This is a genomic window from Geomonas sp. Red276 (assembly GCF_054784495.1).
In genome coordinates, this window is the sequence record NZ_BLXW01000004.1 from 141,269 (window position 1) to 156,174 (window position 14,906).

The window sequence follows — 14,906 nt, forward strand, 5'->3', positions numbered from 1 at the left end:
CTCCGGGAGAGGGTGGCCGAAGGCCGGGTGAGGAAGGTGTTACGTCACTGGCAACCTCCCTCACCCCGCCCCTCTCCCGGGGGGAGAGGGGATGTAAGGCAAAGAGGAAGAGGCACGAACCTCAAAGGAGAGGAGCTCATGGCTAAACCGGATTGGTACGACGCAACCGACTGTGAAACCCACGACGTGGGTGCCCCCAAGTTCTGCAAGAAGTCCGAACCGGGGGAGGGGACCGAGCGAAGCTGCGCATATGACGGCGCGCGCGTGGTCCTGATGCCCATCACCGACGTCATTCACCTGGTCCATGGGCCCATCGCCTGTGCGGGCAACTCCTGGGACAACCGGGGCGCCCGCTCCAGCGAATCCCAGCTTTACCGCCGCGGCTTCACCACCGAGATGCTGCAAAACGACGTGGTCTTCGGCGGCGAGAAGAAACTCTACAAGGCCATCCAGGAGCTGGCCGCACGCTACCCGGAGGCGAAGGCCATCTTCGTCTACGCCACCTGCGTGACCTCCATGACCGGCGACGACATCGAGGCGGTCTGCAAGGCGGCCAAGGACAAGGTTCCCATGCCGGTCATTCCGATCAACACCCCCGGCTTCATCGGGGACAAGAACATCGGCAACCGGCTGGCCGGCGAAGCGCTCCTTAAGTACGTGATCGGTACCGCCGAACCCGAGTACACCACCGACTACGACATCAACCTGATCGGGGAGTACAACATCGCCGGCGACCTCTGGGGAATGCTCCCGCTCTTTGAAAAACTCGGTATCCGGGTGCTCTCCTGCATCAGCGGCGACTCCAAGTTCGAAGATCTCCGCTACGCCCACCGCGCCAAGCTGAACATCATCGTCTGCTCCAAGAGCCTCACCAACCTCGCCAAGAAGATGCAGAAGAACTGGGGGATCCCCTACCTGGAGGAATCCTTCTACGGGCTTTCCGACGTTGCCAAGGCGCTGCGCGACATCGCCCGCGAGCTGGACGACCGGGTTAACGGCCTCGAGAAGAGGATCATGCAGGACCGGGTGGAGAAGCTGATCGCCGAGTGCGAGTCATCCTGCCGCGACTTGATCGCCCCCTACCGGGCCCGGCTGGAAGGGAAACGGGCGGTGCTTTTCACCGGCGGGGTCAAGACCTGGTCGATGGTCAACGCACTCTCCGAGTTGGGTATCGAGATCCTGGCTGCGGGCACACAGAATTCGACCCTTGAGGATTTCTACCGGATGAAGGCGCTCATGCACAAGGACGCCACCATCATCGCGGACACGAGTACCGCGGGGCTCCTCTCGGTGATGTACGAAAAGCTCCCCGACCTGATCGTGGCGGGGGGAAAGACGAAGTTCCTGGCGCTGAAGACCAAGACTCCGTTTCTCGATATCAACCACGGCCGCTCCCATCCCTACGCCGGTTACGACGGGATGGTGACCTTCGCCAGGCAGCTCGACCTGACGGTGAATAACCCCATCTGGCCGGTGTTGAACGCCAAGGCTCCCTGGGAGCTGGATCACGCCGAGGTCGAGGAGAAAATCGCCTTTGCGGCCGGGCACGGCGCTCGGCTGGAAGCGGAGGAGATGAAGCTCTCCCGGGTCAAGGTGCCGGCCAAGAACGCCACGGTCAACCCGCAGAAGAACTCCCCGGCGCTGGGCGCGACCCTCGCATTTCTGGGGATCGACAAGATGCTCGGCCTATTGCACGGCGCGCAAGGATGTTCGACCTTTATCCGGTTGCAGCTCTCGCGTCACTTCAAGGAATCGATTGCCCTCAACTCGACCAGCATGAGCGAGGAGGCGGCCATCTTCGGCGGATGGGAGAACCTGAAGCTGGGGCTCAACCGGGTGATGGAGAAGTTCAAGCCCGCGGTGGTCGGGGTGATGACCTCAGGGCTCACCGAGACCATGGGCGACGACGTGAGAAGCGCCATCGTGAAGTTCCGCCAGGCGCATCCCGAGCACGACGCCATCCCCGTCATCCATGCCTCCACCCCGGACTACTGCGGGTCAATGCAGGAAGGGTATGCCGCCGCGGTGGAGGCCATTGTCGCCACTGTTCCCGAGGGGGGATCGACGGTGAAAGGGCAGGTGAACATCCTGCCGGGGTGCCAGCTGACCCCCGCCGAGGTGGAGGAAATAGCCTCCATCTGCGAGGCTTTCGGGCTCGTTCCTATCGTGATGCCCGACATCTCCAATGCACTGGACGGGCACATCGATGCCACGGTTTCGGCGCTGTCGGTGGGCGGGGTCTCGGTGGACAGGATTCGTTGGGCGGGAAGGAGCGAGGCGACCCTTTACTTCGGCGACTCCCTCTCCGACGCCGCCAAGATCCTCAAGAGCAAGTTCGGGATTGCCTGCTACGGCTTCACCTCCATCACCGGGCTTGAGGAAACCGATCTGTTGATGACCACGCTGTCGGCCATTTCGGAGAGGCCGATTCCGCTCAAGTTCCAGCGGTGGAGAAGCAGGCTGATGGACGCCATGGTGGACAGCCACTACCAGTTCGGGCAGAAAAAGGTGGCCATCGCGCTGGAAGCCGACCACCTGAAGGGAATGACCCGTTTCCTGCTCGGCATGGGGTGCGACGTTCAGGTCGCCATCTCCGCCACCAGGACCAAGGGGCTCGATGCGCTGCCGGTGGAAAACCTCTTCGTCGGGGACCTCGAGGACCTGGAACAGACCGCGGCGGGGGCCGATCTGCTGGTCGCCAACTCCAACGGCCGCCAGGCGGCCAAGAAGCTCGGGATCAATGCCCACCTGAGGACGGGGATGCCGGTATTCGACCGCCTCGGGTCCCATCACAAGATGTGGGTGGGATACCAGGGGACCCTCAACCTCGTCTTCGAAGTGGCGAACATCTTTCAAGCTAACGCCAAAGAGGCACAGAAACTGGCCCACAACTAAACCGCGGGAGGGGACTGGCACCTCCGGTGCCTGTACCCTTGGTGAAACTTTCCCGACTCAACCAACCTTGTAGGTCGCGTTGAGGGACGAAACGCGACACTCGCCGGCGGCCATGGCAATCGTTGCGTTTCACGATGAAGCTGTTCAACGCAACCTACGTGTGACGAGATCTGTAACAAAGACCTGGATTTAGGAGGTTAAACGTGAAGATAGCATTTACCAGCAAGACGGGCGAATTCATCGATCTGCACTTCGGGCAGGCGGAATCTTTCTACATCTGGGAGGTAGGCCCGGAGGATGCCCATTTCCTGGAAACGGTCAGCGTCGGCGAGCACGGCAGTGACGAGGAGGACCGCATCGCCGCCCGGGCAACCCTTCTTTCCGACTGTGCGGTGGTCTACACCATGCAGATCGGGGGCCCGGCGGCGGCCAAACTGGTGGCCAAGCGGATCCATCCCATGAAGACCAACACCGAGGTGAGCCTGAAGGAGTCCGTCGAGCGGATGCAGGAAGTGCTCAGAGGGAACCCGCCGCCCTGGCTGAGAAAGGCGATGAACAAGGAACAGGCGACCTCTTTTCTGGACGAAGACTGAAAGAGGGATTGCCCTTCATACTATCTGCCCCTCCTTCCTACTCTCTCTCCCCTTCAAGGGGGGGCAGGGATGATGATGGGGTAACCTTAGCTCAAGCTGACCTTTCAGGATCAGAAGATAAATACTCATAAAGGAGAACGACCATGGCTTACATCACCGGACTAACCAGAGACAAGAAAGAGTGGACCCCGCAGTTCATCGTGTCCATCGACGAGGAAACCTGCATCGGTTGCGGTCGCTGCTTCAAGGTCTGCGCGCACGACGTGCTCGCCTTCGAAGAGGTGGACGAGGACGATTCGGCCAAGATGTTCATGAAGGTGGAGAATGCCGGCAACTGCATCGGCTGCGGCGCCTGCGGCCGCACCTGCTCCAAGAAGTGCTTCACCTTCGAGCCGGTGGTCGCCTAGCCCGGCGTTAACCCCATCCTCACCCCAGCCCTCCCCTTGAAGGGGAAGGTGACTTTGTTCGGTAGCCCTGGGTACCCTCCCCTTCAAGGGGAGGGACAGGGTGAGGATGGGGTGCATTGTTGGTCGAAAACTATCGCTGCCTGGAGGTACGGTATGCTCATCGCTGTTGCGTCTAAAGATGGCGTGGAAATCAATCAGCACTTCGGTCACGCCGAGCGCTTCCTGATCTACGAAGTGGATGGGGAAGGCGTCAAGCTGGTCGACGAGCGGAAGGTCGAACGCTACTGCAGCTTCGACCCGGATCATCCCCTTCGCACGCACACCCTCGCGGCCACTGCGCAGGCGCTCGAAGGGGTGCGAGCGGTGGTCTGCTCCATGATGGGCGAAGCGCCCAAGATCGAACTGGGAAAACTGGGAGTCGAGCCGTTCGTGGTGGAAGGGGAGATCAAGACGGTTTTGATCGATCTGGCGAGAGTCCTCTAGTCTTGGGCTCGGGGAGGGGCTGGTCGCCGGACAAGGGAGGAGCGTGGGCACGGAGTGCCCACCCTACGGAAAATCCCTCGCCCCTTTAGGGGAGAGGGTGGCCGGAGGCCGGGTGAGGGCAGGGGGGTAAACGGGCGGTTACTGCCCCCCTCCGGCCGGCTCCTTTGCCAGGACCGGTTGCACGAGCTCGCCCTCGGTCAAGCCGGTACCGGGGTTGAGGGCGACCCGGTCACCCTCCCGGACTCCCTCACTCAGTCTCAGCTGCTTGCCGTTACTGTCGGCCACCGTGACCGGGCGATAGCGGACCCGGTTATCCTCTCCGATGACCGCCACCATCGTTTTCTCTTCCCGCGTGTACACCGCGGTGGCCGGCACCTGCACGTACGGCGGCGCGGCCACCGTCAGCTTTACGTCAACAAATCCACCCGCCAAAAGTGACTGTTCGTAATTGTCCATGTCCACTTCGCAGAGCATGGTCCTCGTCTTGGGATCGAGCTCCCCGCTGATCCTCGCCACCTGGCCAGGCAGCTTCCGTTCCGGTCTGGCAGGGTCGGAAATCGTCGCCTGGTCTCCCACCTTAACCATCCCGGCACTCTTTTGGTCCAGGTAGATGAAGACCCGCAGCCGGTCGGTCTTGGAAAGGGTCACCAGTGGCAGCGCGGCGGTCTGGCCGGCGCTGGCGGTCTGCACCAGCGCGCCGGGATCGGCGAAGCGGGCGGTGACCATGCCGTCGAAGGGGGCCTGGATCACCAGGTAGCGCATCTGGTCACGTAGAGCCGCCGCGTTCGCCTCGGCGCTCTTGGCCGCGGTAACGGCGTCGTCGGCCTCCTGCTGTGAAATGATGCCATCTCTCAACAGGGACAATTCACGTTTCGCGAAGGTCCGCTTGTTGACTGCGTCCGCCAGCACCGATCGATACTGGCTCACCAGTTCCGGGGATTCCAGCCTGGCCAGGAGGTCCCCCTTGCCGACCTTGTCTCCCTTGTCCACCGGTATTTCTTTCAGGTAGCCGCTCACCTTGGCGTACATGGTCGCCGTCGCATAGGGGCGTGCTTCGCCGGTAAAGGTGAGAGTGCGTTGGGCAGGCCCCTTATTGGCTACCGCGACCTGCACCCGGGCGCCTGAGGTAATGCCCGCGGCCCTCGCCTTTTCCTCCTTGCTCACGTCGTGCCGCCTGACCAGGAGAAGGATCACTATGGTCACCAGGCAGACCACTACCGCCGATACGCCGAGGATATGGATCAACCTGACCTTGGATTTTTCATTTTCCTTATCCGCCATGATCACCTCCGCCTGGATGCCGGGCCTGCAGTTCCTTTTCAAGCCTCTCGTCCAGCGTCTGTTTCACCGGAAGCTTGATTCGTATCAGTGAATAGATCACCGGCACCACGAAAAGCGTCACTATGGTGGCCATCAGGAGGCCGCCGATGACTGCCCTCCCCAAGGGTGCATTCTGCCCACCCGCCTCACCTAAAGCGAGCGCCATCGGCAGCATCCCGATAATCATCGCCAGCGCAGTCATCAAGACCGGTCTCAGCCTGGTTTTACCGGCCTCCAGTGCCGCCTCAGCCGGGGTGACGTTTTTCTCTACCCGCAAGTCGTTGGCGAAGCTCACCATCAGGATCGAGTTGGAGGTGGCGATGCCGACCGCCATGATGGAGCCCATCAATGACTCCACGTTGATGGTGGTACCGGTGAGCGCCAGCATCCAGAGGATCCCCAGCAGGGCCCCCGGCACCGCCATCATGATGATGAAGGGATCGAGCCAGGACTGGAAGAGGACCACCATCAGGAAGTAATCCAGGAGAATGGCAAGCATCAGACCGAGGGCCAGGCTCTTGAATGATTCGGTCATGACCTCGTTTTGCCCCCGCAGGGTTATCTTCATGCCGGCGGGAAGGCGCCCCAGTTTCGCTATCGCCCTCCGTATCTCCTTGGCGACCGACCCGAGGTCCCGCCCCTCCACGCTCCCTTCCACATCCAGCACGCGTTGCACCGTGTAGTGGCTGATGTTTTCGGCACTGACCCGGTGGGTTACCTCGGCGAGGTTGCCGAGCGGCTGGGCCGGGGCCTGCGGTGGGGCGGAGAGATCCGGCGTCGGAAGCGGCTGCAGGATGCCGTTTTGCGACGGGGTGACCGGCATGCCGAGGAGCGCCTCCATGCTGTTCTGGTATGCACGCGGTACCTGGACCGCCACCGTGTAGTTGACGTTGTTGGCCGGGTTGAGGAAGAAGGATGGGGCGAAGAGAACGCTGGTGGAGAGGGAGACGAGGGCGCTGGTAGCCACGTCCCGCTCGCTCATGCCGAGCTGGGCGGCCCGGGAGCGATCGACGTTCACCTGGAGGGTCGGGTAGTCGAGAACCTGGTTGATGTGGACGTCGGCCATGCCGGCGATGCCCCGCATGGCGTCGCGCAGCTTTACGGCGTAGGGATAGGAGCGGGAGAGGTCGGCCCCTTCGATCTGCACGTCGATGGGGGCGGCGAGTCCGAAATTGAGCACCTGGGTCACGATGTCCGCACTCTGGAAGTAGAAACGGGAGCCGGGGAATTCGCCGGGAAGGGTACGCCTGATTTTATTGCGGTATTCGGAGGTTGGGGCGTGACCCTTCTTGAGGGAGATGAGGATTTCCGCGTCCATCCCTCCGATATTTTCCGTCTGCACGAAGGCGAGGTTGTAGAAAGTGGGGACGCCGATCATGTCGTTGATGGTGTCGATCTCGTCGGCGGGGATCAGTTGGCGGATCCGCTGCTCGACCTGCTCGACCAGTACCTCGGTCTCCTCGATCCTGGTCCCCGAAGGGGCGCGCAGGTGGAGTTTCATGATCCCCGCGTCCACGTCCGGGAAGAAGTCGGTGCCGACCACGAAGAGAAGGCCGGTACTGATGACCCCGATGAGGAGGGCGATCACGATGGTGAATAGCCGGTGGTGGAGTACTGCCGCCAGGAGGCCCGCGTAGCCGTCACGGAAGCGGTCGAAGCCGCGCTCGCGCCTCTCGTTGGCGCGAGCGAAGAACCGTCTGATTCGCCCTGGTTCCATTTCCCTTTTCTCGTGCTCGCTCGCGAGGAGCATGCGCGCAAGCACGGGGACCAGCGTGCGGGAGAGAAGGTAGGAGGCGAGCATGGCGGCCACCACGGCGAAGGCGAGCGGGGTGAAGAGGTAGCGCGACGGCCCGTAGAGGAGGACCACGGGGAAAAACACCACGCAGATGGAGAGGGTGGCGACGATGGCCGGGACGGCGATCTGCTGGGCGGAATCCATTACCGCCAACGTGGTCGGCTTGTTCATCGCGAAGTTCCGGTGGATGTTTTCCACCTCGACGGTGGCGTCGTCCACCAGCATCCCGATGGCGAGCGCGAGTCCGCCGAGCGTCATGATGTTGATGGTCTGCCCCGCCAGGTTCAGCGCGATGACTGCGAAGAAGATCGCCAGCGGGATTGAGGTCGCCACCACGATCATCGACCGCCAACTTCCCAGGAAGAAGAGGATCATCAGCGAGACCAGGATGGAGGCAAGGAGGGCCTCCCGGATGACGTTGGTCACCGCCCCCCGCACGAACACCGACTGGTCGAAGTCGAGCTTCAGCTCCAACCCCTGCGGGGCGACCTGCCGGATGGAGGGAAGCGCTTCGCGGGTGGCGTCCACCACGGCGAGCGTCGAGGCGTCGGCGTGCTTGAGAATGGCCAGGTAAGTCGCCCGCCGGCCGTTGACCCGCACCACGTTCACCTGCTCGGCGAAACTGTCGGAGACCTTGGCCACGTCCCCGATGTAGACCGGCGCGCGGCCCACCACCTTGATCGGTACCGAGCTGAACTGCTCGATCAGCCGCGGGCTGGAGTTGAGGGTGACGTTGTATTCGAGCCCTCCCATGCGGGCGGTGCCGGCGGGAATGATGACGTTGGAGGACTGGAGCGCGCTGACCACATCGGCCGGCGAGAGCCCCCGGGCGGAGAGGGCGGCGGGGTTGACGTCGATCATGATCTGGCGGGTTTTTCCTCCGAAGGGGGCCGGCGTCGATAGTCCCGGGATGGTGAAGAGCCGCACCCTGATGAAGTTGAGCCCGTAGTCGAATATCTTCTCTTCCGGGAGGGTTTTGCTGAAGGCGGTGAGCTGGGCCACCGGGACGTTGGATGCGTTGTACTGGACGATTACCGGCGGCTGCATCCCCGGAGGTGCGATGCGGAGCAGGGTGTTGGATACCGAGGCGATCTGGGAGATGGCGGCCCCGATCTCGGTCCCCGGCTGGAAGTAGATCTTCAGCATCCCGATGCCCGGTATGGATTCGGACTCGATGCGCGATATGCCGTTGACCGTGGTCGAATAGGCGCGCTCGCTGATCAGCACCACCCGCCGTTCCATGTCCTCGGGCGAGAGCCCGGGATAGTTCCAGGCGACGGCGACCACCGGGATATCGATCACCGGAAAGATGTCGATGAGCATGCGGCTGGCGGAAAGCGCACCCAGCACCAGGATCAGCAGCGCCATGACGGCAACGGTGTACGGGCGCCGAAGCGCCAATCGCACTATCCACATCCCCGGTCTCTCCAGATGACGTAAGTCCAATCAAGGCATGGAAAAAGCTTATCATACCGGTGTCGGTGCGTTGCCCCATTCTTGACTACGGTGGCTGGAGTGTTAAAAGAATCTAAATTGGCAATACGGCGAAAAGAAAGGGGAAATGCTGGATGCGGGCGAGAACGATCCGGTCAGCGTTCCACAGGGGAAGAAGCAATACCGGCACATCCCGGAGCGATACGGTTTTGCCATGGTTGGGCACCAGGCCCCGGCAGCCGTCCCGGCGATGGCCGATCAGGTTCCGCTGGCATCGGAGGCTGGTGCGGGCGGGAAAAAGGAGATACGTCAACATGATAACCCAGGAGATCAAGCTCTTCGCCGAGTCGACCGGTCATGCCTTTGTCGCCACTTCCGACGCCCGCGGCAATCCCCACCTGGCGGCCGGCCGGGACGTCGCCGTTCCGGCCCCCAACCGGCTCGTCTTCGAGGAATGGTTCTGCCCTATGACCATGCAGAATCTCCAGGAGAACCCGCAGATCGCCGTGGCGATAGTCGACCCGGCGACCGGCAACGGGTTCCAGTTCGTGGGGCGGGTGGAAAAGACCGAGGAGACCGCCGTACTGGATGGTTTTCTCCCCGGGACCGAACCTCCGGGGCTGCCCCAGGTGCAGTGGAGGCTCGAAATCCGGGTGGAGAGCGTACTTTCCTTTACCGCTGAGGGACACTCCGACCGGCCGCTCGGGTAGCGCGGAATGCCGGTACCGGTTTATTGCCGAGTAATTCATCGGCCTTGGGGATGTCCTCCTCGGCCACCTCTATCTCACCGGCGAAACCGGAACCCGGCTTGGCGGCGGTAACGAAGAACTCGATACCTCCCTTTCTCAATATCTCCTCGACGCGGGCAAGATCCCTTTCATCCTTCGGATCGTAGAACCGTGACATGATCTTTCCTCCCTGCTTCGTAAATTCCCTCATGACTGGATGCTTCCTTTCCGGGTGTTGAACAACGACGGCTATACTTTAAGTTTGCCAAAAACTCCCGTTACGTTCCATGTTATTTTTGCCAATGAGAGGGTACGGATGCCGGTCAGATGCAGTGGCTGGCAATCACCAGGAGGAAGATAAGTAGCAGGTATGCGATGGACGTCTTGAAGGGAGCGAGCGAGAGATGGCGGCCTGAGAGGAAGCGGTAGCAGACCAGGTAGTAGAAGACGGTCAAAGCGAAGGAAGCAGCTAGAAAAATGTGACTGAAAGCGCCGGTTTTGTAAAGGAGAAAAAGGGCGGGGAACAGTCCGGCGACTCCGAGATAGATGCAGCCTGCGGTGAACGGGACCCCTCTGTCCACCGGAAGGACGGGAATACGGGCGGCACGGTACTGGTCGAGGTGAGCGAGGGAAAGAAGCCAGAAGTGCGGGGGCTGCCAGACGACCATCACGAGGAAGAGGGCCAGGGCGGTCGTGTTGACGGCCGGTGAGAGCGCACTCTGGCCGATGACCACCGGCAGGGCCCCGGGGAGCACACCGAAAAGGGCTCCCCACGGGGTTTTGCGCTTGAGAAAGAGCGTGTAGTGAAAGGCGTAACCGGCCGAGGCGGCGACCAGGAGGAGCGTGGTGAGGGGATTGAGGGTGCTGGCAGAGATGCCAATCGCAGTCAGGGCCAGGGCGAGGGCCCAGGCGAGCGCTCTGCCGCTTCCTACGCACCTGAGCGCCTCGCTCCTTTTAGAGACCCGCTCCATCCCCTCGTCCAGGGCGCGATCGAGGACGTTGTTGACGACGGCAGCGGCGGTAGACATGAGGAAGAGGCTGGTGAGGCAGGGGAGGGCGATATCGCTTTGCGGCGGACCGTGGGCAGCGGTTGCCATGCCGGTGAATCCGGCGAGGGTCAGCGCAGCCGCGATTCCGGGCTTCCCCACCCGCAGCAGGGCGATCAGCAAGGCGGCGGGCGCGGCTTCCTTGACCGGGATGCCGTTATGGTCCGCCGCCCTTATCACTGAATGGGCTCGACCTGGTCCCGGGACCTGGAGGAGCCAGGCCCGCAGCCCCAGGGCGATGATGGCCATGGTCATGGCGAGGTGAAGCGCGGTCACCGGGTAGCTTAGCCCGGTGAGGACGGTGGCGGCACCCAGGCCGATCTGGACGGCCACCAGGATGGTCAGCGTGAGGAGTTTGCCGCGTCTTGCCTTCAGCGCCCGCTCCTTCAAGGAGTAGAGGTAGAGGGCGAGGACGGTCAGGAAGGTGCCGGCCGCGAACACGCGGTGGGTGAAGTGGGTGGCCACCGACCGGTCCCAGACCATCGGTATCAGGGTCCCCTGGCAGGTGGGGAAGTCGGGGCAGGCAAGCCCCGAGGCCGAATGCCTGAGATAGGCGCCGAGCGACGCCTGGGCGTAGACGAGTATCAGCAGGGAGAAGAGGGCCCCTGCGTAGCCGCTCAAGGAGGTCTCGACGGGGGCCCCTTCGCCGTCACATAGGGCCATGAAGAGGACCAGCATGAAGATGGCCAGCCCGATCATGAAGTGGACGGTGGTCACCTGGACGGGAAGCCCCAGGCCGACCACCAGGGCGCCCAACAGGATCTCGAGCGCGATGAGCCCCACCGCGGTGATCGGTATCGCCTTGGTGAATCCGGGGTAGCTCGCCAGGCGTTGGCGGGCCAGTATCACGAGCATCACGGTGGCCAGCGCGGCGATCACGCGGTGGAGAAACTCCATCCAGACGTCCACCCGCAGGGGGGGGAGGAACTTCCCTTGGCAAAGCGGCCAGTCCGGGCAAGCCAAGCCCGCCTGCATCCCGGCCACCAGGTTCCCCCAGATGAGCAGAAGGAAGAAAAGTCCGGCCGTCACTCTACCTAGCATGTGGCACCTCCGTCGGTGGCTTCAAGGTTGATCTCTCCTCGCTGCCTCAAATTCTTCCCTCACCCGGCCTTCGGCCACCCTCTCCCCTGAAGGGGCGAGGGGATTTAGGTGGCGGCCTTCGGCCACCCTCCCCTAAAGGGGCGAGGGTATGCGGGGGGGCTTCGGCCACCCCACCTAAAGGGGCGAGGGGATGAGGAGTGGGGAGGGTAAGGGCGTGGGGGTGGTGGAGGCCCCTAGAGCCTAGCCCTCAATTCGTTTCTCTCTATCCGGCAGTCGATGATCCGGTCGATCGACCATTTGCCGGCGCCGCCGATCAGGATGGCGAGACTCATGGCGATGACCAGCAGGTGGTACTCGAACCCTTCACCGGCCTGCTTTCCACTCCAGTTCATGAAGAACCCGTTGGGCCAGTGGACGAGGACGATCGCTCCCACCATGTCGCAGAGGATCCCGAAGGCGGCGATTCTGCTCAGGAAGCCGACGATGAGCCCGATCGCCCCCAGCGATTCGGCCAGGATCACCAGCACCGCCAGCGCGGCCGGGATGTGCATCTGGGTGGTGAACATGGCGAGCGCCTTGGAGAAGCCCGGCCCCCCGAACCAGCCGAGGACCTTCTGGGCTCCGTGGGGAAAGAAGACCAGCCCCAGGCCGATCCGCACGATGAACTTGGCCAGGCAGTCATCCGTTGCAAAGATCCGGTTCATGGCGTTTCTCCTTGCTGTTAACGGGTCAGGGTATCACTCAGGGTCCCCACGATGATCAGTGCCAAAAACAGCAGGGGAAACACCGCGAACCCGATCACCAGCTTGATCTCGTGGCGAAGATGCATGAAGTAAAGCCCCACCAAGGTCGCCTTGGTGGAGGCAATGATGAGGGCGGCGGTGGCGTTCCAGAGCCCGAGATTCAGGAAGGAGACGCCGACGGTGGCTCCGGTCAGCACGATAAGCGCTATCCAGACCAGCACGTAACTCTTGTAGTAACCCATAGTCACCTCACCCGATCAGATAGAGCAGCGGGAACAGGTAAATCCAGACCAGGTCGACGAAGTGCCAGTAAAGCCCGGTTATCTCGACGGGAGTATGATAGTCGGCGGAAAACCGGTTGCGCTGCCCCTGCACCACCAGAAAAAGCATCACCAGCATCCCGAAGATGACGTGGAGGCCGTGGAGTCCGGTCATGACGAAGTAGAGGCCGAAAAAGAGGTTGCTGCTCGGGTAGAGCCCCCGGGCGAAGTCCTCGGTCCACTCGATGTACTTTATCCCGAGGAAGGCCGACGCCAGAACGAGGGTGAGGATGATCCCCGCCTGCATCAGCCGAGTCTTCCCCTGCCTGATGGCGGCGATGGCGACGGCCATGCTGAGCGAGCTCGTCAGGAGCACCACCGTGTTGAGTGCCCCCAGGAGCCGGTTCAGCTTCAGGTGCTCATGGTGAAAGAGGTCCGGATAGGTGATCCTGAAGACCGTGTAGGCCGTGAAGAGCCCGCCGAACAGGAGGAGTTCGGTCGCCAGGAAGGTCCAGATCCCCAGCCGTGCCGCTACCGGCGCGCCTTTGCCTGCCTTTTCCTTACTTGCCACGTCTCTCTCCCGTCTCTTTGCCGTAGCTGTAGGGCCAGTCGGTCACCGTCGGGATTTCCTCGAAATTCTCCTCCGGAGGAGGGGAGGGGATCTGCCACTCGAGGGTCAGTCCCTCCCACGGGTTGGCCGGAGCGATGGCGCCCCGCTTGAGCGACCGGATGAAGTTGGCGAACATGATGACGATCCCCAACGCCAAAAGCCACGAGCCGACGGTCGCCAGCACGTTGAGGGGCTGGTATTTGGCGGGGTACTCGGCGTAGCGCCGCGGCATCCCCTGCATCCCGAGGATGAACATCGGGAAGAAGGTGACGTTGAACCCGACCACGATCATCCACCAGGCGTGCTTGGCCCACCGCTCGTCCAGCATCCTCCCGGTGATCTTCGGGTACCAGTAGTGGAGCCCGGAGAAGAGCCCCATCACGGTCCCCCCCATCATCGTGTAGTGGAAATGGGCCACCAGGAAGTAGGTGTCGTGCACGTGCACGTCGGTGGCGAGCGAGCCGAGGAAGAGGCCGGTGAGCCCGCCGATGATGAAGAGGAAGATGAAGGTCAGCGCGTAGAGCATCGGGGAGTCGAGCGAGATCGACCCCTTGTAGAGGGTGGCGATCCAGTTGAAGATCTTCATCCCGGTCGGTATCGCCACGAAGAAGGTGAGAAAGGAGAAGATCACCCCGGCGGTGGTGGACATGCCGCTTACGAACATGTGGTGCCCCCAGACCAGGAAGCTTATGAAGGCGATGGCCAGCGCCGAATAGGCGATCGCCTTGTAGCCGAAGATCGGTTTCCTGGCGAAGCAGGGGATGACCTCGGAGATGATCCCCATGGCGGGGAGGATCATCACGTAGACCACCGGGTGCGAGTAGAACCAGAAGAAATGCTGGAACAGGAGCGGGTCGCCCCCCTTGGTCGGGTCGAAGATACCGACGCCGAAAAGCCGCTCGGCGATCAGCAGCAGAAAGGTTATCCCGATGACCGGGGTGGAGAGGACCTGGATGACGCTGGTGCCGTACATCCCCCAGATGAAAAGCGGCAGGCGGTACCAGGTCATTCCGGGTGCGCGCAGGGTGTGGATGGTGACGATGAAGTTGAGGCCGGTGAGGATCGACGACATCCCCACCAGGAAAAGCCCGAAGGCGACGGTGGTGACCGCGGCGCTGTTCTCTGCGGAGAAGGGGGTATAGAAGGTCCACCCCGTGTCGATCGGCTGTACCAGCGAGATGAGTATTGTGAGGATGCCCGCCACGAAGAGGTAGTAACTTAGGAGGTTGAGCTTCGGGAAGGCGACGTCTCGGGCGCCGATCAAGAGCGGGATGAAGAAGTTCCCGAGCGACGACGGGATGGCGGGGATGATGAAGAGAAAGATCATCATCGCCCCGTGCATGGTGAAGAGGACGTCATAGGTATGGGCGCTGAAGAGGGCGGGGCCGGGGGAGAGGAGCTTCAGCCGCAGCAGCAGGGCGAGGACTCCGCCGATCAGGAAGAAGAGGTGGGTGGTGACCAGGTACATGACCCCGATCCTCTTGTGGTCCATGGTCAACGCCCAGGACTTGAAGGTGCTGTGGGCAAGGTAGCTTTCCGAATGGCTCATGA

Annotated in this window: 13 protein-coding genes; 5 read left to right on the plus strand and 8 right to left on the minus strand. The window is 62.2% G+C overall.

Features of this window, described 5'->3' with window-relative positions; translation table 11 throughout:
• Nucleotides 1-138: 138 nt before the first annotated feature.
• The 4 genes from ACYVL5_RS04790 to ACYVL5_RS04805 all read left to right on the plus strand — a co-directional run bounded on the left by ACYVL5_RS04790 (nt 139) and on the right by ACYVL5_RS04805 (nt 4,378).
• Nucleotides 139-2,895 carry a bifunctional nitrogenase iron-molybdenum cofactor biosynthesis protein NifEN gene (locus tag ACYVL5_RS04790; protein WP_460594416.1) on the plus strand — a complete coding sequence of 919 codons (2,757 nt, stop codon included), beginning with the start codon at nt 139-141 and terminating at the stop codon, nt 2,893-2,895.
• Nucleotides 2,896-3,098: 203 nt separating this feature from the next.
• Nucleotides 3,099-3,488 (plus strand): nitrogen fixation protein NifX, encoded by a 390-nt coding sequence (nifX, locus tag ACYVL5_RS04795; RefSeq protein ID WP_460594417.1) that lies wholly within the window; start codon nt 3,099-3,101, stop codon nt 3,486-3,488.
• A 143-nt stretch (nt 3,489-3,631) separates the two neighbouring features.
• Nucleotides 3,632-3,895, plus strand: coding sequence for a nif-specific ferredoxin III (gene fdxB / locus ACYVL5_RS04800; protein WP_460594418.1), 264 nt, complete (start codon nt 3,632-3,634; stop codon nt 3,893-3,895).
• Between the two features lie 153 nt (nt 3,896-4,048).
• Nucleotides 4,049-4,378, plus strand: coding sequence for a NifB/NifX family molybdenum-iron cluster-binding protein (locus tag ACYVL5_RS04805; RefSeq protein ID WP_460594419.1), 330 nt, complete (start codon nt 4,049-4,051; stop codon nt 4,376-4,378).
• A 138-nt stretch (nt 4,379-4,516) separates the two neighbouring features.
• Here ACYVL5_RS04805 and ACYVL5_RS04810 read toward each other — a convergent pair whose 3' ends face one another.
• Together ACYVL5_RS04810 and ACYVL5_RS04815 are read right to left on the minus strand one after the other, a co-directional pair.
• Nucleotides 4,517-5,659: an efflux RND transporter periplasmic adaptor subunit gene (locus ACYVL5_RS04810; protein ID WP_460594420.1), complete on the minus strand. Its 1,143-nt coding sequence runs from the start codon at nt 5,657-5,659 to the stop codon at nt 4,517-4,519.
• Complete coding sequence (locus tag ACYVL5_RS04815; RefSeq protein ID WP_460594421.1) at nt 5,649-8,909, minus strand: efflux RND transporter permease subunit; 3,261 nt, start codon at nt 8,907-8,909, stop codon at nt 5,649-5,651. The genes ACYVL5_RS04810 and ACYVL5_RS04815 overlap by 11 nt, the downstream gene beginning before the upstream one ends.
• Nucleotides 8,910-9,241: 332 nt before the next feature.
• Here ACYVL5_RS04815 and ACYVL5_RS04820 point away from each other — a divergent pair, with 332 nt between their 5' ends.
• Nucleotides 9,242-9,637, plus strand: a complete 396-nt coding sequence (locus tag ACYVL5_RS04820) for a pyridoxamine 5'-phosphate oxidase family protein (protein ID WP_460594422.1) — start codon at nt 9,242-9,244, stop codon at nt 9,635-9,637.
• Here ACYVL5_RS04820 and ACYVL5_RS04825 read toward each other — a convergent pair.
• From ACYVL5_RS04825 to ctaD, 6 genes are all read right to left on the minus strand, one after another.
• Complete coding sequence (locus ACYVL5_RS04825) at nt 9,600-9,833, minus strand: hypothetical protein (RefSeq protein ID WP_460594423.1); 234 nt, start codon at nt 9,831-9,833, stop codon at nt 9,600-9,602. The two genes, ACYVL5_RS04820 and ACYVL5_RS04825, sit on opposite strands and share 38 nt — an antisense overlap.
• A gap of 145 nt (nt 9,834-9,978) precedes the next feature.
• A complete protein-coding gene (locus tag ACYVL5_RS04830) occupies nt 9,979-11,742 on the minus strand; it encodes a COX15/CtaA family protein (RefSeq protein ID WP_460594424.1) in 1,764 nt (587 codons plus the stop codon).
• A 233-nt stretch (nt 11,743-11,975) separates the two neighbouring features.
• Nucleotides 11,976-12,446, minus strand: coding sequence for a DoxX family protein (locus ACYVL5_RS04835; protein WP_460594425.1), 471 nt, complete (start codon nt 12,444-12,446; stop codon nt 11,976-11,978).
• Nucleotides 12,447-12,463: 17 nt separating this feature from the next.
• Nucleotides 12,464-12,727: a cytochrome C oxidase subunit IV family protein gene (locus ACYVL5_RS04840; RefSeq protein ID WP_460594426.1), complete on the minus strand. Its 264-nt coding sequence runs from the start codon at nt 12,725-12,727 to the stop codon at nt 12,464-12,466.
• 7 nt (nt 12,728-12,734) lie between these two features.
• Complete coding sequence (locus tag ACYVL5_RS04845; RefSeq protein WP_460594427.1) at nt 12,735-13,316, minus strand: cytochrome c oxidase subunit 3 family protein; 582 nt, start codon at nt 13,314-13,316, stop codon at nt 12,735-12,737.
• Nucleotides 13,306-14,904, minus strand: coding sequence for a cytochrome c oxidase subunit I (gene ctaD / locus ACYVL5_RS04850; protein ID WP_460594428.1), 1,599 nt, complete (start codon nt 14,902-14,904; stop codon nt 13,306-13,308). Before ctaD ends, ACYVL5_RS04845 begins: the two co-directional genes overlap by 11 nt.
• Nucleotides 14,905-14,906: the final 2 nt, after the last annotated feature.